Consider the following 26,652-nt stretch of genomic DNA (forward strand, 5'->3'; position numbering starts at 1 on the left):
TGCTCACAGCAGGTGACCGGCGTCCCCCACGACCGGCAGCACCCGGCGGGCCAGCCCGCCCACGGGGCCGTCGGCGCGCTCCATCGCCAGCGCCCCGCGCACCAGGGCCGCGGTCTCCTCGTCGCTCGCGGCGGTGACGGTGACCAGCGCGAGGAAGTGGTCGACCAGCCAGTCGCGCAGCTCCCCGAGCGGCGGCTGCTTCTCCTCGTCCAGCCAGATCAGCGAGGCGGCCTCGACCGCCGCGATCCACGTCCGTACGGCCATCCGCAGCCGGGGACCGGGGCGGCGGGTGCCGAGGTGGACCAGGATCTGCTCGGCGGCGGCGCGGCGGACCTCGTCCACGATCGCGTTCGTCCGCGAGGTCTCCACGACACTGCCGCCCCGCAGCAGCGCGTTGAACCCGGCGTCGTGCTCGTCGACGAACTCCAGATAGCGGTCCAGGGCGCGGGCGAGGCGGGTGGTCAGCGGCCCGGAGTGCGGCTCGGCGAAGCACTGCTCCAGCTCGTCGGCCGCGCTGCGCAGCGCGGCCTCGTACAACTGCTGCTTGCCGCCCGGGAAGTACCGGTACACCAGCGGCCTGGACACCCCGGCCGCCGCCGCGACGTCGTCCAGCGTGACGTCCTCGGGCGGCCGGTGCGCGAAGAGGCCGAGCGCGGTGACGAGCAGCTGCGAGCGCCGCTCGTCCACACTCAGCCTGCGATACGCCGGGGCGGTGCCGCTGCTGCTCATATGAGGCAGCCTAGCCTCCGAGTGCCGCACAAGCGTTCTTACCCTCTTCCGGGCGCCGCTCTTCCGGGCCACCCGGCGTCATGGCGCGTGCCCGGCGCAGTGGGCTGCGCTTGCCAGCCCTGCGCCTTGCGCAGACCTCCCAAGCTTGTCGGAACTTCGGGGCTTGCCGATCAGGGGCGCGGGGAACTGCGCGACAAGCCACGACGCGTCCGCGGTCCGCGAAGTACGCGCGGGGGCACCCCCTGCCCGGACACGGAAAAGAGCCGGGCCCTACTTCGGCAGCAGCCCCGAGCTGACCCAGAGCTTGCGGCCGACGCCGCGCAACACTCCGATCTCGTCGAGGAAATCGGTCAGGCGCCGGGCACCGGACTGCATGACCTCGCGCCGGTGACCGCTCGCCCTCACCTGGGCGAGCGCCTCCCGCTTGTCGAGTCCCACGTCCGTGTAGACCTGAGGGTTGACGAACGAGACGGAGAAGACGCGCGCGGCCTCGCCCGAACTGACCCGCGTCAGCTCGGCCTCCCAGCGCGGGCAGGACACCATCTGACGGCGCAGCTCCTCCCGCGCGTACCGCACATGGCGGGCCTCCTCGATCACATGGATCCGCGTCACGCCACGGATCAGCGACTGGACGCGCTCGTCCGGGAAGGTCAGCCGCTGCATCCAGTCGAGGATCTCCTCGCCGAGCAGCGTGGCCGTGAACGAACCCGGCGTCGTGGAGATCGTCTTGAGCAGCCGCGCGAGATTGTGGTGCAGCCGGGAGACCGGGTACGCGGGCGAGCCCGCCTTGTTGATCATCCGCGCGAACATCATCGAGTGGCGGCACTCGTCCGCGATCTCCGTCAGCGCGTACCGCACATGGTTGCTGGTCAGCGGCTTGTCGTAGATGTGCCGCACCAGCAGCTGCATGAGGATGACCTCGAACCAGATGCCCAGCGAGGCCAGCGACGCCGCCTCGTGCCGCGCGAGGTCGAAGCGCTGCTCCTCCGACATCCGCCGCCACAGCGGGGTGTCGTAGAGCGAGACCAGCTCCGGCGGCCAGAACCACTTGCCGTCCTCGAAGGGCGCGTCCCAGTCCAGCTCGGTGTCCGGGTCGAACGAGTGCTTCCTGCTGGACTCCAGCAGCCGTTCGGCCACCTGCTCGCGGTCCTTGAGCAGCCCGAGGGCGTCCCGGAGCACCTCGCGATCTTGTGCTGAGATGTCAGGCGCAGTGGTCATGCGGGGGCACCTCTTCGTAGGGGTTACCGGAGGTCACTTCTTCCTCTTCTCTTATGAGACTGCTTGTCAGCAAGCACGTCAATCCCCTGTGCGCGGCTTGTGTGCGGCTTGTTGACCCTGCGGTAACCGCCGTGTGAGCCTGCCAACTGCCCGCCCTTCAAGGGCACTCCACGAACCGGAGGCGATGCCGGTGTCGACTCGCGATCTCTACACGCACGGTCCGGGCGATCCTCTCTGGAAGGTTCCGTCCACCGGTCAGGCCCGTTTCACCTGGGAGTACGACGAGGGCAGGGAGCGTCTCCTCGCCCTCTACCAGAAGGGCAAGGACAAGCAGTGGGACGGGCAGCGCCGTATCGACTGGGACCTGGAGGTCGATCCGTACGACCCCCTCGGCACCCCCGACGAGGCGCTGAGCATCCACGGGACCCGCTACTGGGACCGGATGAGCGGGGCCGAACGGGCCGAATTCCGCAGGCACGCGGCCTCCTGGCAGTTCAGCCAGTTCCTCCACGGCGAGCAGGGCGCCATGGTGTGCGCGGCCAGGATCGTGGAGTCCGCGCCCGACCTGGACGCGAAGTTCTACTCCGCCACCCAGACGATGGACGAGGCGCGGCACGCGGAGGTGTACGGCCGCTTCCTCCACGAGAAGGTCGGGATGCTCTACCCGGTCAACGACAACCTCCAGTCCCTGCTCGGCGACACCCTGCGCGACTCCCGCTGGGACATGCCGTACCTGGGCATGCAGGTGCTCATCGAGGGCCTGGCGCTGGCGGCGTTCGGCATGATCAGGGACACGACGGACAAGCCGCTGCCCCAGCAGATCCTGGCCTACGTCATGCAGGACGAGGCCCGGCACGTCGCCTTCGGCCGCATGGCCCTGCGCGACTACTACAGGCAGCTCTCCGACGCCGAACTGCGCGAGCGCGAGGAGTTCGTGATCGAGGGCTGCTACCTGATGCGCGACCGCCTCAAGGGCGCCGAGGTGCTGGAGAACTTCGGCATCCCGGCCGCCGAGGCCGACGCGCTCAGCGAGCAGTCCGAGTATCTCCAGCTCTTCCGGCGGCTCCTCTTCAGCCGGATCGTCCCCTGCGTCCGCGACATCGGCCTGTGGGGCGAGCGCCTGCAGCGCGCGTACGTGGACATGGGCGTCTTCGAGATGGGCGACCAGAACCTGGACCTGCTGATGGCCCAGGACGAGGAGATCGCCGAGAAGCTCGACGCGGAGCGCTTCGCCGCCGAGGAGGCAGCGCGGACGAGGGAGGTCGAGGAGGCCGTCGCGGACGGCGCCGCAGGTGACTGACGTGACCGCCGACTCCTGCCGCACCACGCGTTCTTGACGTCACCCCGCTCAGGTTTTATGCAGGGAGGTGTGGCACCGCTGTGCGGCGCCCACGGCTGGCTGGCCCCGAGCGAGGAGGACGGACATGGCGCGTGCGGTCGGCATCGATCTGGGGACGACGAACTCCGTCGTGAGCGTGCTGGAGGGCGGCGACCCCACCGTCGTCACCAACGCCGAGGGCGCCAGGACCACGCCGTCCGTCGTGGCCTTCGCCAAGAGCGGCGAGGTGCTGACGGGCGAGGTCGCCAAGCGCCAGGCGGTCACCAACGTCGAACGGACGGTCCGCTCGGTCAAGCGCCACGTCGGCGACACCGACTGGCGCTTCCCCGACTCGGGCAACATCGACGGGAAGCGCTTCACGGCCCAGGAGATCTCCGCGCGCGTCCTGCAGAAGCTCAAGCGCGACGCGGAGGCGTACCTCGGCCAGGACGTCAAGGACGCCGTGATCACCGTCCCGGCGTACTTCAACGACGCGCAGCGCCAGTCCACCAAGGAGGCCGGCGAGATCGCGGGCCTGAAGGTCCTGCGGATCATCAACGAGCCCACGGCGGCGGCCCTGGCGTACGGGCTGGACAAGGAGGACGACCAGACGATCCTGGTCTTCGACCTCGGTGGCGGTACGTTCGACGTCTCGCTGCTGGAGATCGGCGACGGCGTGCTGGAGGTCAAGGCCACCGCGGGCGACACCCGCCTCGGCGGCGACGACTGGGACCAGCGCGTCGTCGACCACCTGGTCAAGCAGTTCAAGAACGCGTACGGGGTGGACCTCTCCAAGGACAAGATGGCCGTCCAGCGGCTGCGCGAGACGGCCGAGAAGGCGAAGATCGAGCTGTCCTCGTCGTCCGAGACGAACATCAACCTGCCGTACATCACGGCCTCCGCCGAGGGTCCGCTGCATCTGGACGAGAAGCTGACGCGCGCCCAGTTCCAGCAGCTCACGCAGGACCTGCTGGAGCGCTGCAAGGGCCCGTTCCATCAGGCGGTGCGCGACGCGGGCGTGAAGCTCTCCGCCGTCAACCACGTGATCCTGGTGGGCGGCTCCACCCGTATGCCCGCCGTGACCGAGCTGGTGAAGGAGCTGACGGGCAAGGACCCGCACAAGGGCGTCAACCCGGACGAGGTCGTCGCCATCGGCGCCTCGCTCCAGGCCGGTGTCCTCAAGGGCGAGGTCAAGGACGTCCTCCTCCTGGACGTCACCCCGCTGTCCCTGGGCATCGAGACCAAGGGCGGCATCATGACGAAGCTGATCGAGCGCAACACCACGATCCCGACGAAGCGTTCGGAGACCTTCACGACGGCTGAGGACAACCAGCCCTCCGTGCAGATCCAGGTCTTCCAGGGCGAGCGCGAGATCGCGGCGTACAACAAGAAGCTCGGCATGTTCGAGCTGACCGGTCTGCCCCCGGCGCCGCGCAACGTGCCGCAGATCGAGGTCACCTTCGACATCGACGCCAACGGCATCATGCACGTCTCGGCCAAGGACCTCGGCACCGGCAAGGAACAGCGCATGACGGTCACCGGCGGCTCCGCGCTGCCCAAGGACGACATCGACCGCATGATGCGCGACGCCGAGCAGTACGCGGAGGACGACCGCCGCAGGCGCGAGGCCGCCGAGACCCGCAACCACGCGGAGAACCTGGCCTACCAGACCGACAAGCTCCTCAAGGACAACGCCGACAAGATCCCCGCCGACGCCAGGACCGACGTCGACGCGGCGCTGGAGGACCTCAAGGAGAAGCTGAAGAGCGAGGACACCTCGGCCATCCGCGAGGCCGCCGACAGGACGGCGGCGGCGGCCCAGAAGGTCGGCACCGCGATGTACGCCCAGGCCCGCGCCGACCAGGCCGAAGCCCCCGAGGGCGAGAGCCAGGACCCGCCGCCCGAGGGCGCGTCGTCCCCGGGCGACGAGGACGTGGTCGACGCGGAGATCGTGGACGAGGACAAGCGGAACGGCGAGGACAAGCGGAACGGCGAGGACAAGCGGAACCCGGAGGCGTAGGCGTAGGCCTAGGCGGAGGCGTGAGCCCGCCGCAAGGGGCGCCTCATCCGCCGAACCAGGCGCCCCCGTCGAGCCGGTACGCGCCCGGCGGCACGACGGCCTCCAGCGCGTCCTCGACCGCCCGCAGCCGCTCGGCGCCCAGCGTCGCGGCCCACCGCCCGCGCAGCTCCTCGAAGATCTCGGCGGACAGGGCCAGCGCCTCCAGCCCGCGCGGCGTGAGCCGTACGCGCTTGCGCCGCGCGTCCGCCGCGTCGTCCACGCGCTCCGCGTACCCCAGCGCGGCCAGCCGGTCGACGGTCTTGCCCGCGGCCTGCTTCGAGATCCCCAGCCGCCGCCCCAGCTCGCTCGCGGTCACGCCGTCGCGCCCGATCGCCTGCATCGCGAAGCCGTACGCGGGCCGCGCGTCGGGGTGCCCCCGCTCGGCCAGCTCCGCGTGCAGCTCGTCGATGAGCGAGCGGAACCCCGCGAAGAGCATCAGCGGCAGCTCGAACCCCCAGCGCTCGGTCCGCCCGGGCTCAGCCATGGGGAAGCCCCTTGCCGTACTCGACAACCAGGTTTACTGTTTCGACAACCACGTTGACCATGTTGTCCATCGTACGAAAGGCGTCCCGTGCGCGAGAACCCGTTCGTCCAGCACACCCCCGAGACCGCCCCGCCCGCCGCGCGCCGCCCCCTGGAGCGCATCGAGCAGGGCCTCGGCTACCTCCCGGCGGCCGCGGGCCGCCTCGCGACCTCGCCGCAGCTCCTGGAGGGCTTCCAGAAGCTCAACGCGCTCTTCGAGAGCACCACCCTCGACCCGCTCGCCCGCGAGGTCCTGATCCTCACCGTCGCCGTGCGCAACGGGTGCCATGTCTGCGTCGCCATGCACGCGAAGAAGCTCGCCGCCCTGGAGGCCGACCCGGCGCTGGCCGAGGCCCTGCGCGCCGGGAAGCCTCTCGCCGAGCCGCGGCTGGAGGCGGTCCGCGTCTTCACCGGCGAGGTCCTCGACCACACGGGTGACGTCCCGCAGGAGTCCCTCGACGCCTTCCTCGGGCACGGGTACACCCCGCAGCAGGCCCTCGAAGTCGTCCTCGGCATCAGCACGTACACGCTGACGACGTTCGCCAACCGCCTCACCCGCGCCCCGCTCGACGAGCAGCTCGCGCCCTACGCCTGAGGGGCGCCGCTCACTTCTTCAGCTCCCGCACCGGCAGCAGGCAGTGCGCCGCGCCGGCCATCATCTCCTCGCTCACGAACGCCCGCAGCGCGTCCTCCGCGACCGGCGCCCCGGGCGCCCCCTCGGGCCAGGGCCGCGTCGCGAACATGAAGTAGACGACCCCCCGCTCGGCCACCGCGGCCAGCCACTCCGGCGTCGCCGGGTACTGCGCGGTGAAGTGCGGCATGGTCACCACCGCCTGGCCGCCCTCGACCATCAGCGTCACCGGGATCTGCGGCCCGGCGGCCGTACCGTCCACCAGCTCTGTGCCGATCGGCAGCCCCACCTGCTCCAGCATCGCCCGCAGCGCCTCCTCGCCCGCCTCGGGCCCGTCCGGCCCGTCGCCGAGCGAGTAGACGAGCAGGAACGGCGAGTCCCGTTCGTCCTCCGGGTGTTCACCGGTCCAGCCGATCACGGTGAGGGTGCCGAACTGGCGCTGCTGGAAGCCGCTGCGGGCGGTCTGGGAGGTCATGTCCGGGACCCTAGTGGTGACATCGCGCCCATCCGGCATCGAATCACCCTGAAAGGCGAGCGCGCGGCGGCGAGCACGCGGGAGGGGGCACGCTCGCTCATCCGTGCGTCACCGGGCGGCTGACGCGGGGGCGCCCCCTTCGCCGCGCAAGCTGGAACACGCGAGTCCGCATGGACTACCGTGAGCAATCGCACGATTACCCATGGATTAGACGGAACAGTCCCGACCGCACTCGCACCACGGTGGTACGTATGAAGAACTCCGGCCCTGTCCGCTCCGCCTCCCCGGCCCAACGCGCCCTGATGCGGGCGGGCCTGCTCGTCACCGTCGTCGGCGCGGCCCTCGGCGCGGGCGGTACGACCGCGATGGCGGCCGACTCCTCCGCCGCCCAGGGCGGCGCCGACGCCGCACAGGGCCTCGCCGACGGCGTCACCGCCTCACTGGAGGGCCTCGGCGGCACGGAGCACGCGGTCGCCGGACTGACCGGCACCCTCAAGAACCACCAGCTCGACCCGCTGGCCGGCACGGGCGCCGACCCGCTCGACAACGGGATCGCCACCCAGGTGGCGGACTTCCGGCAGGTCGGCACCGACACGCTGACGGGCCCCATCACGCGCGGCGACACCCTCGGCGAACTCCCCGTCGTCGGCAAGCTGCTCGGCCCGCTCCCGGGCTGACCCGACCGGCCCCCCGGCCCCCGGCCCCCGCCGTCCGGCGGGGGAGTCCGGACACGGAGAAGCCTCCGCCGCGATCGCGGCGGAGGCTTCCTGCATGCGGGGCTTCCGCATGGGGTCCAGCGGGAACGGCGCCTCAGTGGTTGGCGGTGCCGTTGCCGGCCAGGACCGGGATGTCGCTGAGCACGTGCGACAGCGGCTCGTCGCCCTTGGCCTGGGTGGAGTTGTCGGCGCACTGCTGGTTCTGCGGGGCCGACAGGACGTTGATGTCCTGGACGGTGATCGGCACGAGGCCGACCAGCGAACCGAGGTTCGCCTTGACCGGCACGCCGAGGCACAGCTTGTTCAGGGAGCCCTGAACGGCGCTGAGCTGCGGGCTCATCTTGCCCTGGGTGGTGGAGTTGCCGAAGGACTGGGTCGCCCCGTTGCCGTTCAGCGTGGAGGTGCCCGTGTCGTTGCCGACGGCCAGAGCCTGCGGCGCGGCCATGGCCGAGACGCCGACGAGGGAGACGGCCACGGTCGCCGTGGACAGAACCTTCTTCATCATGTGTTGCGTTCTCCTTGAAGAATGCGCGGAAGTCCGGGACGCCGGGTTCAACTGCAGTCCGCGCGAGGGGTTTTTCTCATTCACCTGAATGGAGTTCCCGAGGGCCGCCTGTCAGCCCAGCGGGAGTCCTCCGAGCAGCTCTCTGGTCTTCAGCGTGTTCGCGAGGCTGTCGGCGATCGGCCCGTCGATCGGCGCGAGGTCCAGCGTGTTGCCGGGCTGCAGCGCCTGGTAGAGCCCCTGGTTGAGGCTGAGTGACGGGGACGTCGGGTTCTGCGCGGGGGCGTCGGCCGCCATGGCGGGCGTCGCGCCGCCGAGGGCCATCACCGAACCGGTCACGGCCACCGCGGTCTTGAAGTGCTTCATAGTGGCGGAAACTTTCTCCCCGGCAACGGGGCGTCGTTCCAGGAGCGATGTGGACAACGAGTCCGTACGGCCCTGGAAACGCCGTTCTCCTGAAGGCGGGACGAGAGAAGGAAGACGCGGAACGGACCTGTGGGGCGACCCGTTCCGCGCGAGGCCCCGGAGGGTCAGGCGCGTCCCCGCGAACCCCTCCGGTACAGCACGACGCCCCCGACGAGGACACCGGCGCCGAGAGCCGCCGCCGTGCCCACTCCGGCGCTGCCGGTGTCGGCCAGCGCGGGCCGCGCACCCGCGTCGGCGGCCGGTACGGCCTCCGGAGAGGCGTGCCGCGTCATCTCGGCGTCCTCGGCCTGTCCCGCGTGGCCGTCGTTCCCGGCGGCCTGCGAGCCCTGTGCCCGGTGCGCCGAGTCCCGGTCGGCGGGGGCCGCCTGGGGGGCGGGCTCGCGGACGGGTTCGCGGACGGGTTCGCGCGCGGGCTCACGAGCCGGTTCGCGCTGGGGCGCCGGCGCCGCGGACGGCTCCGACTGGGGGGCCGGGGCCTGCGAGGCCGGTGCCTGCGGCCGGGGTGCCGTGTCCCGGGCGCTGCCGCCCGAGTGGTTCTGGCAATTGTTGCCGAACGCGGGGTTCATCGCCCCCACGACGTCGGCGGAATTGCCGCAGGCGTTCACGGGTGCGCCGACCGGGGCCTCCACGGTGTTGCCCGACAGCATGCCGGGCGACCCCGAATTGCTGGAGTCGGCGGAGGAGTCGGCCTGGGCGTAGCCGGCCGCGGCGGCGAGCACGCCGGTGGTGGCGGCAACGGTCAGGAGGCTCCTGCTCAAGACCCTTCGCATGGTTTTCCTGCTCTCAGTCCGTAGCGGAATCTTCAGTCGCCCCGTTCTCCGCGCTTCAAGAAACCGGCCGGCTCCGGAGCGCGGGGTCCATGCCCCACGCTCCGGAGCCGGACCGGGCTGATCCCGCGCACAGGGCGCGGCGGGTCAGCGGTTGACGCAGGCGTTGCCGAAGGCCGGGTTGAGCAGGCCGATGACGTCGATGGTGTTGCCGCACAGGTTCACCGGCAGGTGGACCGGCACCTGGATGGTGTTGCCGGAGATCACGCCGGGGGAGTTGGCGGAGGCACCGCTGGCGCCCGCGTCGGCGAGAGCCGGCGCGGCGGCGCTGCCCAGGGCGATGAGCGTCCCGGCGGCGACCGTTGCAACCTTCGTGTACTTCACGTTGAGTCCTTTCTTGAGCGGTGTTCGCTGGACAACGGATTTCGCGTCCACGAGTGCCGGCTGAACGCCCGCAACTCCGCTTTCGCCATCCGTAACGAGCCCGGATTGTTTTCGACACGAGGAAAAGGGAATTCATACCGGGTTCGCCCGGCTGCGCAACACAAATGGCGGACATGGATAAGCGGAAAAGAATAATTCGGCAGATCGGAAAAGGCGGGGAAGGGTCGGGAAAGCCCGGGAAACGCGGAGGACCCGGGCCGCTGCGTCAGCGGCCCGGGTCCCCGGGATCTCAGTGACCGGCCGGAGGCCGGTGCGGGATCACTGGTTCGCGGTCCCGTTCCCGGACAGGACCGGGATGTCCTCCAGGATGTGCGACAGCGGCTCGTCGCCCTTGGCCTGGGTGGAGTTCTCGGTGCACTGCTGGTTCTGCGGCGAGGACAGGACGTTGAGGTCCTGAACGGTGATCGGCACGAGGCCGACCAGCGAGCCGAGGTTGGCCTTGGCCGGCAGGCCGATGCAGGGCTTGTTGAGCGAGCCCTGGATCAGGGCCATCTGCGGGCTCATGTTCCCGTGCGTCGCCGAGTTGCCGTACATCTGGGTGGCGCCGTTGCCGTTGACCGAGGTGGTGCCCTCGTCGTTACCCACGGCCATCGCCTGCGGGGCGGCCATGCCGACGGCGATCGTGGCGACGGCCGCCGTGGCCAGCGCGTTCTTGATCATGATTTACCCTTCTCGAAGTGGTGGCTCGACTCAGGAGCGCACTGGTCAACTCGGCGGGGCGGGAATGGTTCCGCGTATTCACCCGGATGACGCGGACTGATCGGATTCATCCGATTGTCCAGTGGTGTGATCTCCGTTCTCTCGCACACTGCGCCGAACGACGGAAGTGCCGCCCCGGGCCGTGCCCCCTGAGCAGGTCGTGCGTTCAGCAGACCGCGGCGCCCGTTCGGGGCCGCTGAACCACCTCCTGGAGGAGTGCTCCATGAACACTGCGAAGAAGGCCGCTCTCGTCTTCGCCTCCGCCGGCATGGCCGTCGGCGGTGCCGCCGGTGTCGCCTCGGCGGACGCGGGCGCGAACGGCGCTGCCGCCAACTCGCCCGGTGTCGCGTCCGGCAACGTGGTGCAGGTCCCGCTGCACGTCCCCGTGAACCTGTGCGGCAACAGCATCAACGTCATCGGTCTGCTCAACCCGGCGTTCGGCAACACCTGCGTCAACAGCTGACGCTCTCTTCCCCGAGCAGAGAAGAGGCCCCGCACCTGTGCGGGGCCTCTTCTTTTTCGTTCTGTACGCGCGTGTCAGGGCGTCAGGAGCTTCGTGCGGAGCGCCTGGACGGTGGCGTCGTCGAGGCCGAGCCCCTCACGGACGTACGTGTCGAAGTCGCCGTACAGGTCGTCGGCCTTCTCGAAGGCCGAGCGCAGCCACGAGAGCTCGACCGCGTCGTCGCGGCCCAGGTAGTGGTTGCTGGCCATGAAGTCGGCCTCGACCGTCTCGCGCGGGACGCCGAGGATCGTCAGCAGGACGGCGGTGCCCCAGCCCGTACGGTCCTTGCCCGCGCTGCAGTGGAAGACGGTGGCGCCCTTGTCGTTCGTGGCGATGCCCGTCAGCAGGTCCTTGAAGGCGTGGTCGGCGCCCTCGAAGTTGACCATGAACGGGTAGCCGATGGACTGGCCCAGGTCGGAGGAGCCGCTGAGCAGGCCCGCGGCGATGGCCTCGGCGAGCGTCATCAGCGCCGGGTCGTGGAACTTGATCCCGTGCTCCAGGGACGCCACGTCCGCTACGCGGTACTCGATGCCGGCCGGGAGGCGGTCCGGGTCCTCCTTGCGCTCGAAGTAGTTGCGCAGGTCCACGTCGAGGCCGATGCCCTGGGAGAGCATCTTCGCCTGCTCGGCGTCCGTCAGAGAGCTGATCTTGTTGGTGCGGTAGACCTCGCCGTACTTCACCCAGCGGCCGTCGGTGGTGCGGTAGCCGCCCACGTCGCGGAAGTTCTTGGCGGACTCGATGCCGAACGAGCGCTCGGCGACCGTGAGCGGGCCGCCGCTGTCGGGGGTGAGGCGGAAGTACCAGCGGTCGCCCGCGGGCAGCTTCCCGGCGGGGACCGCGAGCGTGCCGGTGCCGCCCGCGCTGCCCAGGTCGACGCCCTCGCCGGTGCCGTCCGGATTCCGGTACGCGGTCACGGACACCTTGCCCGCGGGGGACGCCCAGGAGAGCGCGTGGCTCCCGTCGGCCGCTCTCTTGGCCTCGGCCTTGGTGAAGGGGACGGCGGCCTGGGCCGCCTGCCGTTGGGCGGATTGCGCCTTCGCGGACGTACGTCCGTCGCTGTCGGCCAGTACCGGCGGGGCCAGCGCGGCGCCTCCGGCGAGGACGAGGGCGGTGAGGGCCGCGGTGGTGACGCGGTGCGTGCGGGGCATGAGTGGTCTCCTCAGGGGGCTGGTGGGGCGGTGCACGGGGCCGCTTCGCAGACGTCGAGGACGCGGCCCGTGGAGAGGAAGGCCGCCTTCTGGCGGCGTGCCGCGGGGGCGTTGCGCGGGTCGGAGTGCGGGTCGCGCCCGTAGGCGGGGCCGGTCGGCGGGGTGTTGGTGAGAGGCGGGGTGGGGGTGCCGCTGTCCCAGACGACGAGGGCCGAGCCCCGGTACGGCAGCCGCCCGGCGGTCCGGATCCCCCAGTACGGCACCCTGTCCGGGCTGCGGCCCGGCGCGAGCGCGGGGGTGACCAGGCGGGCGCCGAGCGTACGGGCCTCGACCTCGGCGGCGACGGGCGGCACCTGGTGGTCGCCGTACGCGACGTGCATCAGCACCTGGTGGGCGCGGGTGCCGGGGAGCGGGTCGCGGGTGACGTGGTTGGCGTAGCCGTTCGCCTCGCCGTGGTCCCAGACCAGCTGGGCCAGCGCGAGGTAGAGCTGCTGGTCGAGCTTGTCGGGGTACGCCTGGTCGAGCACGGGGCGGAACTGGGTGAAGGCGGCGCTGCGGTCCAGCAGCAGCCCGTAGTTCATGCCGGGTACGCCCAGGACGCCGCGGGCGATGTCGGGGGAGGCGGCGAGCAGGGTGGCGCCGAGGATGCCGCCCTGGCTGTTGCCGTCGTACGCCAGCTCCGCGCGGCGGTCGACCAGGGGCCTGCCGTCCGCCGTACGGAAGGCGGGGTCGGCGGTGAGGCCGTCGCGGTGGATCAGGGCGCGGCCGGTGAAGAGGCCGTTCAGCATGCCCTGTTGCGAGCGTTCGGGGATCGCGGGGAAGCGGCCCAGGTCTCCGAGCGCGGTGAGGACGGTGGGGATGTCCTCCTCGGCCATGCCGGTCCAGTCGGTCGCGCAGAACGTGTAGTTGTGCTCGGCGGCCATGGCCTTCACGTTCGCCGCCGCGACCTCCTTGCGGCGGCCCAGCAGCCCGTGCCCGTAGAGCGCGGGGCGCGAGGGGCGGGTGAGTGCGCTGCGCGGGATCTCGCACTGGAACTTCGCTGTCTGGGTGTTGCCGGGCAGCTGGCGCGGACGCCCGTACGGCCCGGGGGAGCGGTTCAGCAGCGAGCCCGGCGGGCCGCCCGGCGCGTCCAGGAAGCTGGGCACGGTGATCTCGCCGTGCACCTCCCGCGCGATCCGCGGGTCCTCGGCCTCGGTGAAGTCCTTCACCTCGGTGACCCGGTGCGACGGGGCCCGGCCGCGCAGCCCGCGGAAGGCGTCGTCGCGCAGGGTCAGCAGGTCGCCGGTGAGACTCCGGGTGCTGGCGACCGTGAAGTCCCAGGCCAACTGGAGGTCCCGGCGCTCGACCCCGGCCCGCGCCAGGTCGCGCAGCACGGGCCGCAGCGCGCGCTGCCGTCCGCGCAGCGGATCGCCGGGCGGCAGCGCGGGCCCGGCGGCGCGGGCGAACTCCGGGCGTACGGGCAGCGTCCGGCCCCCGGCGTCCTTGAGTCCCCGGACGGCCACGGCGTAGTGGTGGCCGTCGCGGAGGTTGCGGGCCGGGTGGACGAGGAGGGCCCGGCGGTCCTTGTCGCGCGCGTTGGCGTCGAGTTCGGCCCAGTACGGCACGCGTTTGCCCGTGTCCGTGTCGAGGAGGACGAGGGGCGCGTCGCGGTCCAGCGAGGCGCCGATGTCGGTGACGGGCGCCGCGCCGCTCGCCTTCAGATCGACGTCGGGCACCTGGGCGAGCAGCGTCGAGCCGGGGGAGAAGCCGTCCAGCCGGTTCCAGGCGGCGGGGTCGGCGTCGCCGGAGCCGGAGCCGGTGCCGGTGCCGGTGCCGCGCGGGAACGTGCCCCGCTCGAAGGCGAGGCGGCGGCCCGTCGGGGCGCGGGGGTCGGGGCGGGTGTACCAGTCGTTGGGGAACGGCAGCAGGCACGCCGTACCCCCGCCGAGCGGGTCGCAGCCCCCTCGGGACCGTGCCGGGGCGTCGGGTGCGGGCCGTGCGGCGGCGGGGGCCGTGAGCAGGGTGGCGGCCGTCACGAGGGCGGCCGCCACCGCCGTGGTGGCGGGTGCGCGCACCGGGCTCACTCTCCGCCGGTACGCGCCGTGAGGGGTGCCTTGAGCTGCTCGTGGATGATCCGCGCGTAGTTCTCCTCACCCCTGCGGTTGGGGTGCAGCGGCGCCGCGAGATCGGTCGGGACGAAGCCCTCCACCCACTTCTCCTTGGGCGCGGCGCACGCGTCGTGGCCCTTGCTCGGGGTGAACACGTCGACGTACGTGGCGCCGTGCGCGGCGGCCTGCTCGGAGACGACGCGGTTGAGACGGTTGACGTTGCCCTGGAGCCAGTCGGCGTCGGAGGGCAGGACCGGGACGGAGGGCCAGCAGCCGCCGGGCTTGACGTAGTCGCCGTAGCCGGTGACCAGGACGCGGGCCTGGGGCGCGCGTTCGCGGATGCCGTCCAGGACGGCGCCGAGCTTCGGCGCGAACTCGTCGACGCGGCGCGCGACCGTGTCCACGCCGCCCTCCGTGAACTCGTCCTGGCACTTCTTGCCGTTCGGGTCGAGCTGGAAGCAGTCCTGCGCGACGCCGACCAGCCCGGCGTCGTTGCCGCCGATGGTGAGGGTGACCAGGGTGGTGTCCTTGCTCAGCGCGTCGAACTGCGGCGGGGCCTCGCCCGCGGGCACGCCCGCCACCGAGAGCTTCTGCGGCTCGGTCATGTGCTTGCTGGACGCGCCGCTGCACGTCACGTCGCGGTGGTCGGCGGCGCCGAGCGTACGGGCCAGCTCGTGGGCGTAGTTGTGGGTGGAACGGCCGCAGGCGACCGGTCCCGTGATGTCGGGGATGAGCGGGCCCGAGGCCATGGAGTCGCCGAGGGACACGTATCTCTCCCCCTCGCGCGCGTCCTGGGCCTCCGCCGCCCCGGCCGTTCCCGCCAGGGTCACCACCAGGGCGAGGGCGCCGGAAAAGCTGAGCGCTGCGCGCGTGCTGGGCTTCTTCATGTGCGACTCCCGCTGTCGTGTCCGTGAGCTGAGCTGAGCTGAGCTGTCCGCGGGACAGCATGTCGAGCGGGGGCCTCCGGGTGAACTGGCCGGTAACGCAGACTTCTTGGGGGTTCGTTGTGACGGAGCACAAGAGCGGTGTCCTACACCCGTCCTACGTCCTCTCGGCCACCACGTACGCCGTCAGCGCGGCCTGGAGTTCGAGCAGGCCCGGCTGGCTCGCCGTCTCCAGCCCCGTGAGGTGGGAGACGCGGCGCAGCCGGTAGTCGACGGTGTTCGGGTGGACGTGCAGCACCTCGGCGGTCGCGCGGCGGCTGAAGCCGTGCGCCGCGTACGTCCGCAGCGTCTCCAGCAGCACGGGGTGGCCGCGCAGCGGCGTGAGCAGCCCCGCCAGCCGGTCCCGCGCCGGGCCGGGGCGGGAGAGCTGGTAGTCGATCAGCACGTCCAGGACGCGGTACGCGCCCGGCGCGCGGCCGGAGGCCCGTACGACGCCGAGGACCTCCTCCGACTCCCGTACGGCCCCCGCGACCGCGTCGTGCGCCGCCGCTGCCACGCCCGCGTGCACCCGGGCGCCCGCGCGCGCCGCCACGCGCGCGAGCAGTCCCGTCAGGTCCGTCCAGCCCTCGCGCAGCGCCCGCTCCGGCTCCTCGGCGGGGACCAGCACCCGGCCGCCGTGCGGCCCGAGCGCGTACAGGGCCTGGCCGTGCGTGTGGTGGTCCAGCTCCGCCTGGGCCCGGCGCACCTTGCGGCGCGCCGCGACGGCGGGGCTGACGCCGGGTCGGCGCTCGTCCGGGTGCTCGCCCAGCGCGAGCGTCAGCACGGCGTACGCGGGCGCGCGCCGCAGCCCCGCGCGCTGGGCCGCCTCGGCGGCGTCCTGGCCGTCCAGCAGCGCCGACAGCAGCGCGTGCCGCGCCGCCAGCTCCTGCCCGTGCACCGCCTCGCGCACCTCCTGGTACGCGTCCGTGACCACCGAGGTCACCAACTGGAGCTGCTCCAGCAGCAGATCCTGCACCTCCAGCACGGCCGCCAGGTCCTTGGGCCCCGCGTCCGCCATCACCTCGTCCAGCCCGAGGCGCCAGCCCAGGTGGTACGCGGAGAGCACCGCGGAGAGCGGTATCCCCTCCTCGGCCCGCCGCGACGCCGACCGCGCCAGCTCGTCCAGCTCGCCGGGGGAGGGGAAGCGCCCGGTGCGCAGCGTCCGTACGACGGCGCGCAGGTTCTCCTCGCAGGCCCGCGTGATGTCCCCGGCCAGCTCCTCGCCGGGGAGCGTGGCGTACGTCGGCAGCCGCTCGGTGAAGAGCGCGACCATGCGCCGCGCGAGCGCGGGGACGGCCCGGCCCAGCCGTACGTCGACCGGGACCCCGCCGATGAGGGGGGCGTCGGGATAGCGTCCGTGATCCGTCATGGGCATGCCGAGAACATGCCCACTGCCGGGCGGCCGTAGCGCCCCGGCGGGGGCGGCGTCACGCCCCGGGCCGATGGTCCCGCCCGTTCGGGTCATCCGCCCCTGCTGCGAGGGCCTCCGCCCTGTAAGGGTGGAGTCGCGGACGACCCCGCGTACGGCGAAGTGCGGCGGAAGGAGAGCACCGGTGAACGGCGCAGCCAGGGCATCAGTTGTGGTCGGGGTGGACGGTTCGCCGTCGAGCCTCGACGCGGTGGAGACGGCGACCCGCGAGGCCGCGAGGCGAGGGGAGAGGCTGCACATCCTGCACGCCTTCGTCTGGCCGATGATGAACGTCCCCCTCGGCCCCTCGACGCTGGGCCCCGCCGACGGAGGGCTCCGCAACCTCGCGGAGAAGACCGTCCAGGAGGCGGTCGAGCGCGCCCAGCGTACGGACCCCGCCGTGGAGGTCGTCCACGACGTCGTGCCCGGCGAGCCCCTCACCGTCCTCGGCCAGGCCTCGCACGAGGCCGACCTCGTCGTCGTCGGCACGCGTGGCATGGGCGGCTTCACCGGCCTGCTGGTCGGCTCCGTCGCCGTCCACCTCGCCGCGCACGCCGAGTGCCCCGTCCTCGTCACGCGCGGCCGACCCGACCCCACGGGGCCCGTGCTGCTCGCCGTCGACGGCTCGGAGGTCGGCGACGCGGCCGTCGGCTTCGCCTTCGAGGCCGCGTCCCGGCGCGGCGCCGAACTGGTCGCCCTGCACACCTGGAACAACTTCACCGGCCCCGTCGTGAGCGGCCCCGGCGTCGCGATGCCGCTGGTGTACGACGCCGACCTGCTCCGCGAGGAGGAGGAACGCGTCCTGCACGAGGCCATCGCGGGCTGGCGCGAGCGCTACCCGGACGTGACCGTCCGGCCCCGCCTCGTCGAGGAGTACACCCGCCAGGCGCTGATCGACGCCAGCCAGGAGTCCCAGCTCCTCGTGGTGGGTGCCCGCGGCCGCGGCGGCTTCAGGGGCCTCCTGCTCGGCTCCGTCAGCCAGGCCATGCTGCACCACGCGCACTGCCCTGTGGCGGTCGTACGAGGCGGTACGGCACCCGCGAACCGGTGAAAAGGCTTCGCGCCCGGCGTCCGTACGCTGGCACGCTGCCCCGATGGATGACGCGGAGACGCCGGAGGCGCTGCTCCTCGGCGGCGACTATCTGGGGCAGGCGCACCCCGCGCCGGACGGGGACCCGCACCGTTCGGGGATCACCGAAGCCAATCTGACGGCGGTCTGGGCCAACTTCGCCCGGCTCGGCCACCGCCGTCTGATCTATACGAACACCGCGAGCGTCCTGCCCGAGACCGAGGGCATGTTCCGCCACGGGGTGGGATCGCGTGCCCTAGAAGGCATCCAGGGCGAGGTGGACCGCCAGCCCCAGCCCGGCGACCCCGACGGCCACCCGCAACGGCCCCGCGGGAACGCGCCGCACGAGCGAGGGCCCGAGCCACGACCCCGCCAGCAGGCCCGCCACCAGCGGCGGTACGGCCGCCCACCGTACGGGCCCGAAGGCGGCGAAGCCGAGGGCGGCGACGGCGTCGGCGACGACCATCAGCGCGTTGCGGAGGGCGTTCGCCCGGGGGAAGGACTCGCTCCGCGCCGACGTGACGAGGAGGAGGGCGAGCATCAGGACGCCGGAGGCCGCGGCGAAGTACCCGCTGTAGACGGAGACGGCGAAGACCCCGGCGGCGGCCGCGGGCCCGGAGGAGACCTGGTGGCGCGGGGGCCTCGTCGGCAGCATGATCAGCACCGCGGCGCCGCCCACCAGCAGCGGGACCACCTTCTCGAACACCCCCGGCGGGGTCGCGAGCAGCAGCGCCGCGCCCGCCGCGCTGCCGCACGCGCACGGCACCGCGAGCCGCCACAGCACGGAGCGCTGCCCGTCCAGTTCGGCCCGCGAACTCGGCACGGCGCTGACGGTCCCGAAGGCGAGGGCGACGGTGTTCGTCACGTTCGCCGCGGTCGCGGGCATTCCGGTGGCGAGGAGCGCCGGGTACGAGAAGAGCGAGCCGAGCCCGGCGACCGTACCGGAGAGCCCGGCGGCGAGACCGGCGGCGAGGAGAAGCGCGAGGTCGGCGACAGACACTCCGGAGTCTCTCCCCCGGAGCCGGTTCGAACACCTAGGCTGCTGGTGAAAGATCGCAACGGGGAGAGTGAGCATGACGCTGCAGAAGGGCGCCAACGCGCCGGTACCGGCCGCCAGGGTCCGCGTGGAGCTGGGGTGGCGCGAAGGCCCGGGAGTGCCCGAGGTGGACGCGTCGGCGCTGCTGCTGACGGCGTCCGGCAAGGTCCGCTCGGACGACGACTTCGTCTTCTACAACCAGCCCGTGCACCGCAGCGGCGCTGTACGCCAGGAGGGCAGGCGCCAGGACCAGGCGGGCGGCGTGACGGAGACCGTCGGCGCCGACCTGACCGCTCTGGAGCAGGAGATCACGAAGGTGGCCGTGGTGGCCTCCACGGAGGGCACGTTCGGCCAGGTGCCGGGCCTGTTCGTACGGGTGCTGGACGCGGACACCGGCGCCGAGGTCGCCCGCTTCGACGCCGAGGACGCCACGACGGAGACGGCGTTCGTGCTGGGGGAGCTGTACCGGCGCAACGACGCGTGGAAGTTCCGCGCGGTGGGCCAGGGCTACGCCTCCGGACTGGCGGGCCTGGCCACGGACTTCGGCATCTCGGTGGAGGAGGAAGCGCCGGAGCCGGATCCGGTACCGGTACCGGCGCAACAGCCGACGCCCGTACAGGCCCCTGTACAGGCCCCCGTACAGGCACCCCCGCCCCCGATGGCGGCCCCCGCGCCCCCGATGGCGGCCCCGGCGCCGCCGCCCATGGCAGCCCCCGCACCTCCGCCCGCCGCACCGCCCATCAGCCTCTCGAAGATCACCCTCACAAAGGCGACCCCGGCGGTGTCGCTGACCAAGCAGGGCGCCACGTCGGGAGCGATGCGGGTCAACCTCAGGTGGAGCGCCCGCAAGCAGCGCGGCTGGCTGAACAAGGGGAAGGCAGCCGTCCGGCTGGAGGACGTCGACCTGGACCTGTCGTGCCTGTGGGAGCTGCAGAACGGGGCGACGGGAATCGTCCACCCCATCGAGAACCAGTTCGGCTCCTACGACCAGCCGCCCTACGTCCGCCTCGACCAGGACGACCGTACGGGCGCGAGCGAGGCGGGCGAGAACCTGGTCGTCAACCTCGACCACCAGTCCGAGATCAAGCGCCTTCTGGTGTTCGTGGTCATCTACCGGGGCGCGGAGAGCTTCGCGGGCCTCGACGGCATCGCCACCATCTACCCGCCCTCCGGCCCGCCCATCGAAATGCACCTGGACGAATGCACGGTCCCCTCGCAGGTCGCCGCCGTCGCCCTGATCGAGAACACGGGCGGTGAACTGGTCGTCCGACGCGAAGCCAAGTACATCGTGCGGGCACCCGGCGTCATGAAGCAGCAGTCGGCAGACCTCGAATACGGCTGGGGCATGACGTGGCACGCGGCGGGCAAGAACTGAGGCCGCCGCTTCTCGTGGGGCCCGGCGACGCTTGTGGGCGATGACCAGATGCGTGGCGCCGTCGGGGGTGAGGTCGGCCGCGTGTACGGCGATCACCGAGTCCACTCCGCCGCTCGTCTTGGCCAGCCGCTCCATCAGGTACTTCTCCGCTCAGCCGGTGCGATTGCCGCGCCATGCCTCGGTCGCCAGCCGACGCATGGTGACGGCTCCCCGCTCGCCCAGGACGTCCGCGGCCCGCCCGGCGGGCGTCAGCGCGGCGATCGCGTGGGCCGCTTGCAAGGCCTGTTCGCCGTAGGCGTGGAGCTGGGCACGGATCTCGACCAGATCCCCCTGGGCACTCGCCGCCCGCAACTCCAGACGGCGGGCGAACTGCCGGTCCTCGGCGAGCTGTTCCCGCACGAGCGTGAGCAGGATGTCCCGGCCCCGCGCACGACAAACGCCCCGCACCAGCGAAGAGGCTGGTCGCGAGGCGTTGCGGCACTTACATCGAAGTACCCCCGGCAGGATTCGAACCTGCGCACACGGCTCCGGAGGCCGTTGCTCTATCCCCTGAGCTACGGGGGCGTGGCCGCTGTGGCGGCGACAGGTAGAACAGTACCAGCTCGGGGGTGGTGGCCCGGAACCGGTTTGCCGTGGGGGTGGTCGGGCGGACCGGCGCGGGCGGAAATGGGCAAAACCCGGACGCAGGTGGAGGCGCCCGCCTAGGCTTTGCGGTGTGCCAGGTATGTCCGGCCGGGTCCTTGTCGTCGACGACAGCAAGGTCATCCGGCAGTTGATCAGGGTCAACCTTGAGCTGGAGGGCTTCGAGGTCGTGACCGCCGTCGACGGTGCCGATTGCCTGGACATGGTGCATCGCATCCGGCCCGACGTCGTCACGCTCGACGCCGTGATGCCCCGGCTCGACGGGGTGCGTACGGCGGAGCGGCTGCGGGCCGATCCGCGGACGCGGCACATCCCGCTCGCCCTCGTCAGCGCGTGCACCGAGCTGGAGACGGGGAGCAGCGGAGGGCCCGGGGGAGTGGACGCGTTCCTGGCGAAGCCGTTCGAGCCCGCCGAGCTGGTGCGGATGGTCCGCCGTCTGATGCATGGAGGGGGCGGCGGCGCCGGTTCCGTGGGGCCCGTCTCCGGGGTCCCCGACGTCTCCGGGATCTCGGAGATCTCCGAGGTCGTCGAGCCCTAGGTCGTGTCTTCAAAGTCCCGTCTGCCCGGTGGCGCCTGGCACGCACGCTCGCGGCGTTGTCGTCAGTCGCCAATGCTCCGCAGTGGCTCCTTCCTCCGCCTTGCGATCGCACGCACCAGACGCCACCGGGCCCGCCCTTCGGGCGGACGACGCTACTTTGAAGACACTCCCTAGGAGCCCGGCGCTCCGGCCCAGCGTCCACGATCGTTCGTCCCAGTACGCGAAACCTGTTCGCGTGCACCCACCCCACCTCCCATACGCTTGCTCTGTGACACCCGCCCAGCTCTCCCGTACCGCTTTGCACACGCTGCGTCGTGCGGGCGCGGACGCGGCCGTGCTGCCTGAGCGCGTGGTCGTCGAGGCGCCGCCCCGGCGTGGCGGCGGGGACTACGCGACGGGGGTCGCGCTCCGGGTCGCCGCCCGCGCGGGGCGTCCCGCCCTGGAGACCGCCGAGCTGTTGCGCGAGGGGCTCGCGGCGGAGCCCGGCATCGCGGACGTACGGGTCGTCGGGCCCGGGTTCGTCAACGTGACCCTGAGCGAGGATGCGCGTGCCGATCTCGTACGGGGGCTCGCTGCCGGGGGCCCGCCCGGTGACCCCCGGGACCGGCCCGCCGTCGACATCGCGCGCTGGGCCGCCGCCACCGGCGAGGACCCCGCCGCGCTGGCCGTGCGCACCGCGCGGTCCAGCTCGCTCTTCCGTGTGCAGTACGCGTACGCCCGCACGCGCGCCGTGCTGCGGAACGGGCGGCAGCTCGGGGTCGAGCCCCACCACGACGGACGGGCGGAGGACGGGGCCGCGCTGCTCGCCCTCCTCGCCGACCAGGCCCGTGTCGCCGACCAGGCCCGTGTCGCCGATCAGGCCCGTGTCGAGGACGCCCGTGCCGCCGGCCCCCTCGCGCGGCACCTCGTCGCCGTCGCCGACGCCTTCCTCGACTTCCACGACTCCTGTCCGCCGCTGCCCAGCGGTGACGAGAAACCCGGGGCCGCCCACCGCGGCCGGCTGGCCCTCGCCGAGGCCACCGGAGCGGTGCTGGCAGGCGGCCTGTCCCTGCTCGGCGTTTCCGCACCCGCCCATATCTGAGGCCGCCAGCCACCAGTCACCAGTCACCGGCCCCAGGACTCCAGGACACGAGGACAGAAGAAGTCATGAGCCGTTCCGCACACCCCGCAGGGCCCCGTCACGCCGATGTGCTCCCCGAGGGGCACTATTCGGCCCCGCCCGCCGACCTGAACGCCCTCGACCCCCGCGTCTGGGCGCAGACCGTCCGCCGTGAGGCGGACGGGACCGTCCGCGTCGGCGGGATCGACGTCGCGAGACTCGCCGAGGAGTTCGGCACCCCGGCGTACGTGCTCGACGAGACCGACTTCCGGGCCCGCTGCCGGGCCTGGAGGGACGCGTTCGGGCACGACGCCGACGTGTTCTACGCCGGGAAGGCCTTCCTCTCGCGCGCCGTCGTGCGCTGGCTGACCGAGGAGGGGCTGAATCTCGACGTCTGCTCGGGCGGCGAGCTGGCGACCGCGCTGGGCGCCGGGATGCCCGCCGAGCGCATCGCCCTGCACGGGAACAACAAGTCCACCGAGGAGATCAGCCGCGCCGTCGAGGCGGGCGTCGGGCGGATCGTGCTCGACTCGTTCCAGGAGATCGCCCGCGTCGCGCACATCGCCCGGAAGCTGGGCGTGCGCCAGCGCGTGCAGATCCGGGTGACGGTGGGCGTGGAGGCGCACACCCACGAGTTCATCGCCACCGCGCACGAGGACCAGAAGTTCGGGCTCGCGCTGGCCGACGGCGATGCCGCCGAGGCCGTACGGCGCGTGCTGCAGCTCGACAGCCTGGAGCTCATCGGCATCCACTCGCACATCGGCTCGCAGATCTTCGACATGGCCGGATTCGAGGTGTCGGCGCGGCGCGTCGTCGGGCTGCTGGCCGAGGTCCGCGACGAGCACGGCGTCGAGCTGCCCGAGATCGACCTCGGCGGCGGCCTCGGCATCGCGTACACGCCGGAGGACGACCCGAGCGAGCCGCACGACATCGCCAAGTCGCTGCGCGACATCGTGACCCGCGAGTGCGAGTCCGCCGGGCTCGCCGTGCCCCGGCTCTCCGTCGAGCCCGGGCGCGCGATCGTCGGCCCGACGGCCTTCACGCTCTACGAGGTCGGCACGATCAAGGAGCTGGAGGGCCTGCGGACGTACGTCAGCGTGGACGGCGGAATGTCGGACAACATCCGTACGGCGCTCTACGACGCCGAGTACAGCGTCGCCCTCGTCTCCCGTGCCTCGGACGCGCCGCCCATGCTCAGCCGCGTCGTCGGCAAGCACTGCGAGAGCGGCGACATCGTCGTACGGGACGCGTTCCTCCCCGCCGACCTGGCCCCCGGCGACCTGCTCGCCGTCCCGGCCACCGGCGCGTACTGCCGCTCGATGGCCAGCAACTACAACCATGCCCTGCGCCCGCCGGTCGTCGCCGTACGGGACGGGGAGGCGCGGGCCGTCGTGCGGCGGGAGACGGAGGAGGATCTTCTGCGGCTCGATGTCGGCTAGTGAGAAATAGGTCCCACATACTGGAACCAGCGTGGATTCTCCCGCTCGGTACGTGAGACTTGAGACCGCCCTTGACGAGACGGAACAGACGGAAAACGAGGTCAGATGATGCGTACGCGTCCGCTGAAGGTGGCGCTGCTGGGCTGTGGGGTCGTCGGCTCAGAGGTGGCGCGCATCATGACGACGCACGCGGATGACCTCGCGCAACGCATCGGCGCACCGGTCGAGCTGGCCGGTGTCGCCGTGCGCCGCCCCGACCGGGTCCGCGAGGGCATCGACCCCGCGCTCGTCACCACCGACGCCGCCGCGCTCGCGGCGCGCGAGGACATCGACGTCGTCGTGGAGGTCATCGGCGGCATCGAGCCGGCGCGCGCCCTGATCACCTCCGCGTTCGAGCACGGCGCCAGCGTCGTCACGGCCAACAAGGCCCTGCTCGCCGAGGACGGCTCGACCCTGCACGAGACGGCCGAGAAACACGGCGGCGACCTCTTCTACGAGGCCGCCGTCGCCGCCGCCATCCCGCTCGTGCGCCCGCTGCGCGAGTCCCTCGCGGGCGACAAGGTCAACCGCGTCCTCGGGATCGTGAACGGGACGACGAACTTCATCCTCGACCGCATGGACTCCAGCGGCGCGGGCTACAGCGAGGCGCTCGACGAGGCCACCGCGCTGGGGTACGCGGAGGCGGACCCGACCGCCGACGTCGAGGGCTTCGACGCGGCGGCCAAGGCCGCGATCCTCGCGGGCATCGCCTTCCACACCCGCGTCCGCCTCGACGACGTCTACCGGGAGGGCCTCACCGAGGTCACCGCCTCGGACATCGCCTCCGCCAAGCGCATGGGCTGCACGGTCAAGCTGCTCGCCATCTGCGAGCGTGCCGCCGACGGGCGCTCCGTGACCGCGCGGGTGCACCCCGCGATGATCCCGCTGAGCCACCCGCTGGCCTCCGTGCGCGAGGCGTACAACGCGGTCTTCGTCGAGTCCGAGGCGGCGGGCCAGCTCATGTTCTACGGGCCGGGCGCCGGCGGCTCTCCCACGGCCTCCGCGGTCCTGGGCGACCTGGTGGCCGCCTGCCGGAACAAGCTCAACGGGGCGAAGGGCCCCGGCGAGTCCGCGTACACGCAGCTGCCCGTCTCGCCGATGGGCGAGGTGGTCACGCGGTACCACATCAGCCTGGACGTGGCCGACAAGCCGGGCGTGCTCGCCCAGGTCGCCACGGTCTTCGCGGAGCACGGGGTCTCCATCGACACCGTGCGCCAGAAGGGCAAGGAAGGCGCTCACGACGGGGCCTGGCTCGTCGTGGTCACGCACCGCGCCCCCGACGCCGCGCTCAGCGCGACCGTCGAGGCGCTGCGCAAGCTCGACACCGTGCGCGGGGTCGCGAGCATCATGCGGGTCGAGGGTGAGTAGGCGTCCCGCGAGTAGGCGTCCCGGATCGACCGGCGTCACAATGCGAGGGAAATCGGAGCAAGGAACGTGACCGTCATGGATTCTCCGCTGGATCGAATGCCCGACGCCGCCGGGCGGTCCGCGGGCACGCGTGGCACGCACCAGTGGCGCGGCATCATCGAGGAGTACCGCGACCGCCTGCCGGTCGGCGCGGACACCACGCCCGTGACCCTCCGTGAGGGCGGCACGCCGCTCGTCCCCGCGCGGGTCCTCTCCGAACTCACGGGCTGCGACGTGCACCTGAAGGTCGAGGGCGCCAACCCCACCGGCTCCTTCAAGGACCGCGGCATGACGATGGCCATCACGAAGGCGAAGGAGGACGGCGCCCAGGCCGTCATCTGCGCCTCCACCGGCAATACGTCCGCCTCCGCCGCCGCCTACGCCGTACGGGCCGGAATGGTCTGCGCCGTCCTCGTCCCCCAGGGCAAGATCGCGCTGGGCAAGATGGGCCAGGCGCTGGTGCATGGCGCGAAGATCCTCCAGGTCGAGGGGAACTTCGACGACTGCCTCACCCTCGCGCGGGGCCTCTCCGAGAAGTACCCGGTCGCACTGGTGAATTCGGTGAACCCGGTGCGGATCGAGGGGCAGAAGACGGCCGCGTTCGAGATCGTCGACATGCTCGGCGACGCGCCGGACGTCCACGTCCTCCCGGTGGGCAACGCGGGCAACATCACCGCGTACTGGAAGGGCTACGGAGAGTACGCGGCCGAGGGCGGGCCCGCCTCGAAGACCCCCCGCATGTGGGGCTACCAGGCCTCCGGCTCCGCGCCGATCGTGCGGGGCGAGGCCGTCAAGGACCCGAGCACCATCGCGACCGCGATCCGGATCGGCAACCCGGCCTCCTGGACGCTGGCCGAGCAGGCGCGGGACGAGTCCGGCGGCTTCATCGACGCGGTGACCGACCGTCAGATCCTGCGCGCCTACCGGCTGTTGGCCGCGCAGGAGGGCGTCTTCGTGGAGCCCGCCTCCGCCGCCTCCGTCGCGGGCCTGATCCAGGCGTCCGAGCAGGGCGCGCTCGACCCGGGCCAGCGCGTCGTCTGCACCGTCACGGGCAACGGGCTCAAGGACCCGGACTGGGCCGTCGCGGGCGCGCCCCAGCCGGTCACGGTCCCGGTCGACGCCGACGCGGCGGCCGAGCGCCTCGGCCTGGCATAGCCGGAACGCCCCACGAGGGCACCCCCGCCGCGAGAACGAGCGCGGGAGCGGCGAAAGTGATCGCGAGAACAACGAGAGCGATCGCGAGAACATTCACGAGAACGAGCGCGGGAACGCGCCGCGAAATCTCCGTGAATTCGCCGCGGGGGCGCCCTCGGCCGGAGCCCGTCGCACGGGTCGGCTCACGACACGCATCGTGCGCCTCCTGTGCGCCCTATGTCGCCAGTGAACCTTCCTTCGATAGGCTGAGATTCACCCCGACTCCCGAACGTCCCCCAC

27 protein-coding genes, 1 tRNA gene and 1 pseudogene are annotated in these 26,652 nt (G+C 72.1%); 13 read left to right on the plus strand and 16 right to left on the minus strand.

Features of this window, described 5'->3' with window-relative positions; translation table 11 throughout:
- Nucleotides 1-3 precede the first annotated feature (3 nt).
- Entirely contained in the window at nucleotides 4-729 is a 726-nt protein-coding gene (locus ACGF3A_RS05240) for a TetR/AcrR family transcriptional regulator (RefSeq protein WP_393725925.1), read from the minus strand.
- A gap of 270 nt (nucleotides 730-999) precedes the next feature.
- Entirely contained in the window at nucleotides 1,000-1,947 is a 948-nt protein-coding gene (locus tag ACGF3A_RS05245) for a diiron oxygenase (RefSeq protein ID WP_393725927.1), read from the minus strand.
- Nucleotides 1,948-2,137: 190 nt separating this feature from the next.
- Between ACGF3A_RS05245 and ACGF3A_RS05250 the strand changes: the two genes are divergently transcribed.
- Both ACGF3A_RS05250 and dnaK read left to right on the plus strand, forming a co-directional pair.
- The gene (locus ACGF3A_RS05250; RefSeq protein WP_393725929.1) at nucleotides 2,138-3,247 is read left to right on the plus strand and encodes a ferritin-like domain-containing protein; all 1,110 of its coding nucleotides are present in this window, start codon (nucleotides 2,138-2,140) and stop codon (nucleotides 3,245-3,247) included.
- Nucleotides 3,248-3,371: 124 nt separating this feature from the next.
- Nucleotides 3,372-5,285 carry a molecular chaperone DnaK gene (gene dnaK / locus ACGF3A_RS05255; protein ID WP_393725931.1) on the plus strand — a complete coding sequence of 638 codons (1,914 nt, stop codon included), beginning with the start codon at nucleotides 3,372-3,374 and terminating at the stop codon, nucleotides 5,283-5,285.
- Between the two features lie 43 nt (nucleotides 5,286-5,328).
- On the opposite strand, the gene ACGF3A_RS05260 is transcribed toward dnaK, so the two are convergent.
- Nucleotides 5,329-5,808: a MarR family winged helix-turn-helix transcriptional regulator gene (locus ACGF3A_RS05260; protein ID WP_393725933.1), complete on the minus strand. Its 480-nt coding sequence runs from the start codon at nucleotides 5,806-5,808 to the stop codon at nucleotides 5,329-5,331.
- A gap of 87 nt (nucleotides 5,809-5,895) precedes the next feature.
- Between ACGF3A_RS05260 and ACGF3A_RS05265 the strand changes: the two genes are divergently transcribed.
- Nucleotides 5,896-6,441 carry a carboxymuconolactone decarboxylase family protein gene (locus ACGF3A_RS05265; protein ID WP_393725935.1) on the plus strand — a complete coding sequence of 182 codons (546 nt, stop codon included), beginning with the start codon at nucleotides 5,896-5,898 and terminating at the stop codon, nucleotides 6,439-6,441.
- 10 nt (nucleotides 6,442-6,451) lie between these two features.
- Here the strand turns inward: ACGF3A_RS05265 and ACGF3A_RS05270 are convergent, their stop codons facing one another.
- Nucleotides 6,452-6,952, minus strand: coding sequence for a DUF5949 family protein (locus ACGF3A_RS05270; RefSeq protein WP_393725937.1), 501 nt, complete (start codon nucleotides 6,950-6,952; stop codon nucleotides 6,452-6,454).
- A gap of 251 nt (nucleotides 6,953-7,203) precedes the next feature.
- Here ACGF3A_RS05270 and ACGF3A_RS05275 point away from each other — a divergent pair, with 251 nt between their 5' ends.
- The gene (locus ACGF3A_RS05275) at nucleotides 7,204-7,629 is read left to right on the plus strand and encodes a hypothetical protein (RefSeq protein WP_393725939.1); all 426 of its coding nucleotides are present in this window, start codon (nucleotides 7,204-7,206) and stop codon (nucleotides 7,627-7,629) included.
- 133 nt (nucleotides 7,630-7,762) lie between these two features.
- Here ACGF3A_RS05275 and ACGF3A_RS05280 read toward each other — a convergent pair whose 3' ends face one another.
- From ACGF3A_RS05280 to ACGF3A_RS05300, 5 genes are all read right to left on the minus strand, one after another.
- Nucleotides 7,763-8,170, minus strand: a complete 408-nt coding sequence (locus tag ACGF3A_RS05280) for a rodlin (RefSeq protein WP_393727159.1) — start codon at nucleotides 8,168-8,170, stop codon at nucleotides 7,763-7,765.
- Nucleotides 8,171-8,284: 114 nt separating this feature from the next.
- Nucleotides 8,285-8,536 carry a hypothetical protein gene (locus ACGF3A_RS05285; RefSeq protein ID WP_393725940.1) on the minus strand — a complete coding sequence of 84 codons (252 nt, stop codon included), beginning with the start codon at nucleotides 8,534-8,536 and terminating at the stop codon, nucleotides 8,285-8,287.
- Between the two features lie 164 nt (nucleotides 8,537-8,700).
- The gene (locus ACGF3A_RS05290) at nucleotides 8,701-9,354 is read right to left on the minus strand and encodes a chaplin family protein (RefSeq protein ID WP_393725942.1); all 654 of its coding nucleotides are present in this window, start codon (nucleotides 9,352-9,354) and stop codon (nucleotides 8,701-8,703) included.
- A gap of 156 nt (nucleotides 9,355-9,510) precedes the next feature.
- The gene (locus ACGF3A_RS05295; RefSeq protein ID WP_393725944.1) at nucleotides 9,511-9,747 is read right to left on the minus strand and encodes a chaplin; all 237 of its coding nucleotides are present in this window, start codon (nucleotides 9,745-9,747) and stop codon (nucleotides 9,511-9,513) included.
- Nucleotides 9,748-10,065: 318 nt separating this feature from the next.
- A complete protein-coding gene (locus tag ACGF3A_RS05300; RefSeq protein ID WP_393725946.1) occupies nucleotides 10,066-10,467 on the minus strand; it encodes a rodlin in 402 nt (133 codons plus the stop codon).
- 262 nt (nucleotides 10,468-10,729) lie between these two features.
- Here ACGF3A_RS05300 and ACGF3A_RS05305 point away from each other — a divergent pair, with 262 nt between their 5' ends.
- The gene (locus ACGF3A_RS05305; RefSeq protein ID WP_393725948.1) at nucleotides 10,730-10,969 is read left to right on the plus strand and encodes a chaplin; all 240 of its coding nucleotides are present in this window, start codon (nucleotides 10,730-10,732) and stop codon (nucleotides 10,967-10,969) included.
- Nucleotides 10,970-11,043: 74 nt separating this feature from the next.
- On the opposite strand, the gene ACGF3A_RS05310 is transcribed toward ACGF3A_RS05305, so the two are convergent.
- The 4 genes from ACGF3A_RS05310 to ACGF3A_RS05325 form a co-directional block, all read right to left on the minus strand.
- The gene (locus ACGF3A_RS05310; RefSeq protein ID WP_393725950.1) at nucleotides 11,044-12,156 is read right to left on the minus strand and encodes a tyrosine-protein phosphatase; all 1,113 of its coding nucleotides are present in this window, start codon (nucleotides 12,154-12,156) and stop codon (nucleotides 11,044-11,046) included.
- Between the two features lie 11 nt (nucleotides 12,157-12,167).
- Nucleotides 12,168-14,210 carry a hypothetical protein gene (locus tag ACGF3A_RS05315; protein WP_393725952.1) on the minus strand — a complete coding sequence of 681 codons (2,043 nt, stop codon included), beginning with the start codon at nucleotides 14,208-14,210 and terminating at the stop codon, nucleotides 12,168-12,170.
- A 5-nt stretch (nucleotides 14,211-14,215) separates the two neighbouring features.
- Nucleotides 14,216-15,130, minus strand: a complete 915-nt coding sequence (locus ACGF3A_RS05320) for an SGNH/GDSL hydrolase family protein (RefSeq protein WP_393725954.1) — start codon at nucleotides 15,128-15,130, stop codon at nucleotides 14,216-14,218.
- Nucleotides 15,131-15,284: 154 nt separating this feature from the next.
- A complete protein-coding gene (locus ACGF3A_RS05325; protein ID WP_393725956.1) occupies nucleotides 15,285-16,541 on the minus strand; it encodes a PucR family transcriptional regulator in 1,257 nt (418 codons plus the stop codon).
- 178 nt (nucleotides 16,542-16,719) lie between these two features.
- On the opposite strand from ACGF3A_RS05325, the gene ACGF3A_RS05330 reads away from it, so the two are divergent.
- Together ACGF3A_RS05330 and ACGF3A_RS05335 are read left to right on the plus strand one after the other, a co-directional pair.
- A complete protein-coding gene (locus ACGF3A_RS05330; RefSeq protein ID WP_393725958.1) occupies nucleotides 16,720-17,625 on the plus strand; it encodes a universal stress protein in 906 nt (301 codons plus the stop codon).
- Nucleotides 17,582-17,893 (plus strand): annotated as a pseudogene (locus ACGF3A_RS05335) (hypothetical protein); the annotation flags it as partial. The gene ACGF3A_RS05330 and the pseudogene ACGF3A_RS05335, both read left to right, overlap by 44 nt.
- Before the next feature lie 6 nt (nucleotides 17,894-17,899).
- On the opposite strand, the gene ACGF3A_RS05340 reads toward ACGF3A_RS05335, so the two are convergent.
- Nucleotides 17,900-18,643 (minus strand): sulfite exporter TauE/SafE family protein, encoded by a 744-nt coding sequence (locus tag ACGF3A_RS05340; protein ID WP_393725960.1) that lies wholly within the window; start codon nucleotides 18,641-18,643, stop codon nucleotides 17,900-17,902.
- Between the two features lie 73 nt (nucleotides 18,644-18,716).
- Here ACGF3A_RS05340 and ACGF3A_RS05345 point away from each other — a divergent pair, with 73 nt between their 5' ends.
- A complete protein-coding gene (locus tag ACGF3A_RS05345; protein ID WP_393725962.1) occupies nucleotides 18,717-20,054 on the plus strand; it encodes a TerD family protein in 1,338 nt (445 codons plus the stop codon).
- Nucleotides 20,055-20,204: 150 nt separating this feature from the next.
- Here ACGF3A_RS05345 and ACGF3A_RS05350 read toward each other — a convergent pair whose 3' ends face one another.
- Together ACGF3A_RS05350 and ACGF3A_RS05355 are read right to left on the minus strand one after the other, a co-directional pair.
- Nucleotides 20,205-20,453, minus strand: a complete 249-nt coding sequence (locus ACGF3A_RS05350) for a hypothetical protein (protein WP_393725963.1) — start codon at nucleotides 20,451-20,453, stop codon at nucleotides 20,205-20,207.
- Between the two features lie 93 nt (nucleotides 20,454-20,546).
- Nucleotides 20,547-20,618, minus strand: a tRNA-Arg gene (locus tag ACGF3A_RS05355).
- 160 nt (nucleotides 20,619-20,778) lie between these two features.
- On the opposite strand from ACGF3A_RS05355, the gene ACGF3A_RS05360 reads away from it, so the two are divergent.
- From ACGF3A_RS05360 to thrC, 5 genes are all read left to right on the plus strand, one after another.
- The gene (locus ACGF3A_RS05360; RefSeq protein ID WP_393727161.1) at nucleotides 20,779-21,234 is read left to right on the plus strand and encodes a PleD family two-component system response regulator; all 456 of its coding nucleotides are present in this window, start codon (nucleotides 20,779-20,781) and stop codon (nucleotides 21,232-21,234) included.
- A 268-nt stretch (nucleotides 21,235-21,502) separates the two neighbouring features.
- Nucleotides 21,503-22,315: a DALR anticodon-binding domain-containing protein gene (locus ACGF3A_RS05365; RefSeq protein ID WP_393725965.1), complete on the plus strand. Its 813-nt coding sequence runs from the start codon at nucleotides 21,503-21,505 to the stop codon at nucleotides 22,313-22,315.
- 65 nt (nucleotides 22,316-22,380) lie between these two features.
- Nucleotides 22,381-23,772 (plus strand): diaminopimelate decarboxylase, encoded by a 1,392-nt coding sequence (gene lysA / locus ACGF3A_RS05370; RefSeq protein WP_393725966.1) that lies wholly within the window; start codon nucleotides 22,381-22,383, stop codon nucleotides 23,770-23,772.
- A 108-nt stretch (nucleotides 23,773-23,880) separates the two neighbouring features.
- Nucleotides 23,881-25,179, plus strand: a complete 1,299-nt coding sequence (locus ACGF3A_RS05375) for a homoserine dehydrogenase (protein ID WP_393727163.1) — start codon at nucleotides 23,881-23,883, stop codon at nucleotides 25,177-25,179.
- Nucleotides 25,180-25,275: 96 nt separating this feature from the next.
- Entirely contained in the window at nucleotides 25,276-26,373 is a 1,098-nt protein-coding gene (gene thrC, locus ACGF3A_RS05380; protein WP_393727164.1) for a threonine synthase, read from the plus strand.
- Nucleotides 26,374-26,652 lie beyond the last annotated feature (279 nt).

This window comes from Streptomyces sp. NPDC048172 (assembly GCF_043202595.1).
Taxonomy (GTDB): Bacteria; Actinomycetota; Actinomycetes; order Streptomycetales; family Streptomycetaceae; genus Streptomyces.

What these genes read in the sequence shown, in the direction of transcription:
- ACGF3A_RS05240 (WP_393725925.1), bottom strand. Translation starts at nt 729, where the DNA reads ATGAGCAGCAGCGGCACCGCCCCGGCGTATCGCAGGCTGAGTGTGGAC.
- ACGF3A_RS05245 (WP_393725927.1), bottom strand. Translation starts at nt 1,947, where the DNA reads ATGACCACTGCGCCTGACATCTCAGCACAAGATCGCGAGGTGCTCCGG.
- dnaK (WP_393725931.1), top strand. Translation starts at nt 3,372, where the DNA reads ATGGCGCGTGCGGTCGGCATCGATCTGGGGACGACGAACTCCGTCGTG.
- ACGF3A_RS05260 (WP_393725933.1), bottom strand. Translation starts at nt 5,808, where the DNA reads ATGGCTGAGCCCGGGCGGACCGAGCGCTGGGGGTTCGAGCTGCCGCTG.
- ACGF3A_RS05270 (WP_393725937.1), bottom strand. Translation starts at nt 6,952, where the DNA reads ATGACCTCCCAGACCGCCCGCAGCGGCTTCCAGCAGCGCCAGTTCGGC.
- ACGF3A_RS05275 (WP_393725939.1), top strand. Translation starts at nt 7,204, where the DNA reads ATGAAGAACTCCGGCCCTGTCCGCTCCGCCTCCCCGGCCCAACGCGCC.
- ACGF3A_RS05280 (WP_393727159.1), bottom strand. Translation starts at nt 8,170, where the DNA reads ATGAAGAAGGTTCTGTCCACGGCGACCGTGGCCGTCTCCCTCGTCGGC.
- ACGF3A_RS05285 (WP_393725940.1), bottom strand. Translation starts at nt 8,536, where the DNA reads ATGAAGCACTTCAAGACCGCGGTGGCCGTGACCGGTTCGGTGATGGCC.
- ACGF3A_RS05300 (WP_393725946.1), bottom strand. Translation starts at nt 10,467, where the DNA reads ATGATCAAGAACGCGCTGGCCACGGCGGCCGTCGCCACGATCGCCGTC.
- ACGF3A_RS05305 (WP_393725948.1), top strand. Translation starts at nt 10,730, where the DNA reads ATGAACACTGCGAAGAAGGCCGCTCTCGTCTTCGCCTCCGCCGGCATG.
- ACGF3A_RS05310 (WP_393725950.1), bottom strand. Translation starts at nt 12,156, where the DNA reads ATGCCCCGCACGCACCGCGTCACCACCGCGGCCCTCACCGCCCTCGTC.
- ACGF3A_RS05320 (WP_393725954.1), bottom strand. Translation starts at nt 15,130, where the DNA reads ATGAAGAAGCCCAGCACGCGCGCAGCGCTCAGCTTTTCCGGCGCCCTC.
- ACGF3A_RS05325 (WP_393725956.1), bottom strand. Translation starts at nt 16,541, where the DNA reads ATGCCCATGACGGATCACGGACGCTATCCCGACGCCCCCCTCATCGGC.
- ACGF3A_RS05345 (WP_393725962.1), top strand. Translation starts at nt 18,717, where the DNA reads ATGACGCTGCAGAAGGGCGCCAACGCGCCGGTACCGGCCGCCAGGGTC.
- ACGF3A_RS05360 (WP_393727161.1), top strand. Translation starts at nt 20,779, where the DNA reads ATGTCCGGCCGGGTCCTTGTCGTCGACGACAGCAAGGTCATCCGGCAG.
- lysA (WP_393725966.1), top strand. Translation starts at nt 22,381, where the DNA reads ATGAGCCGTTCCGCACACCCCGCAGGGCCCCGTCACGCCGATGTGCTC.
- ACGF3A_RS05375 (WP_393727163.1), top strand. Translation starts at nt 23,881, where the DNA reads ATGCGTACGCGTCCGCTGAAGGTGGCGCTGCTGGGCTGTGGGGTCGTC.
- thrC (WP_393727164.1), top strand. Translation starts at nt 25,276, where the DNA reads ATGCCCGACGCCGCCGGGCGGTCCGCGGGCACGCGTGGCACGCACCAG.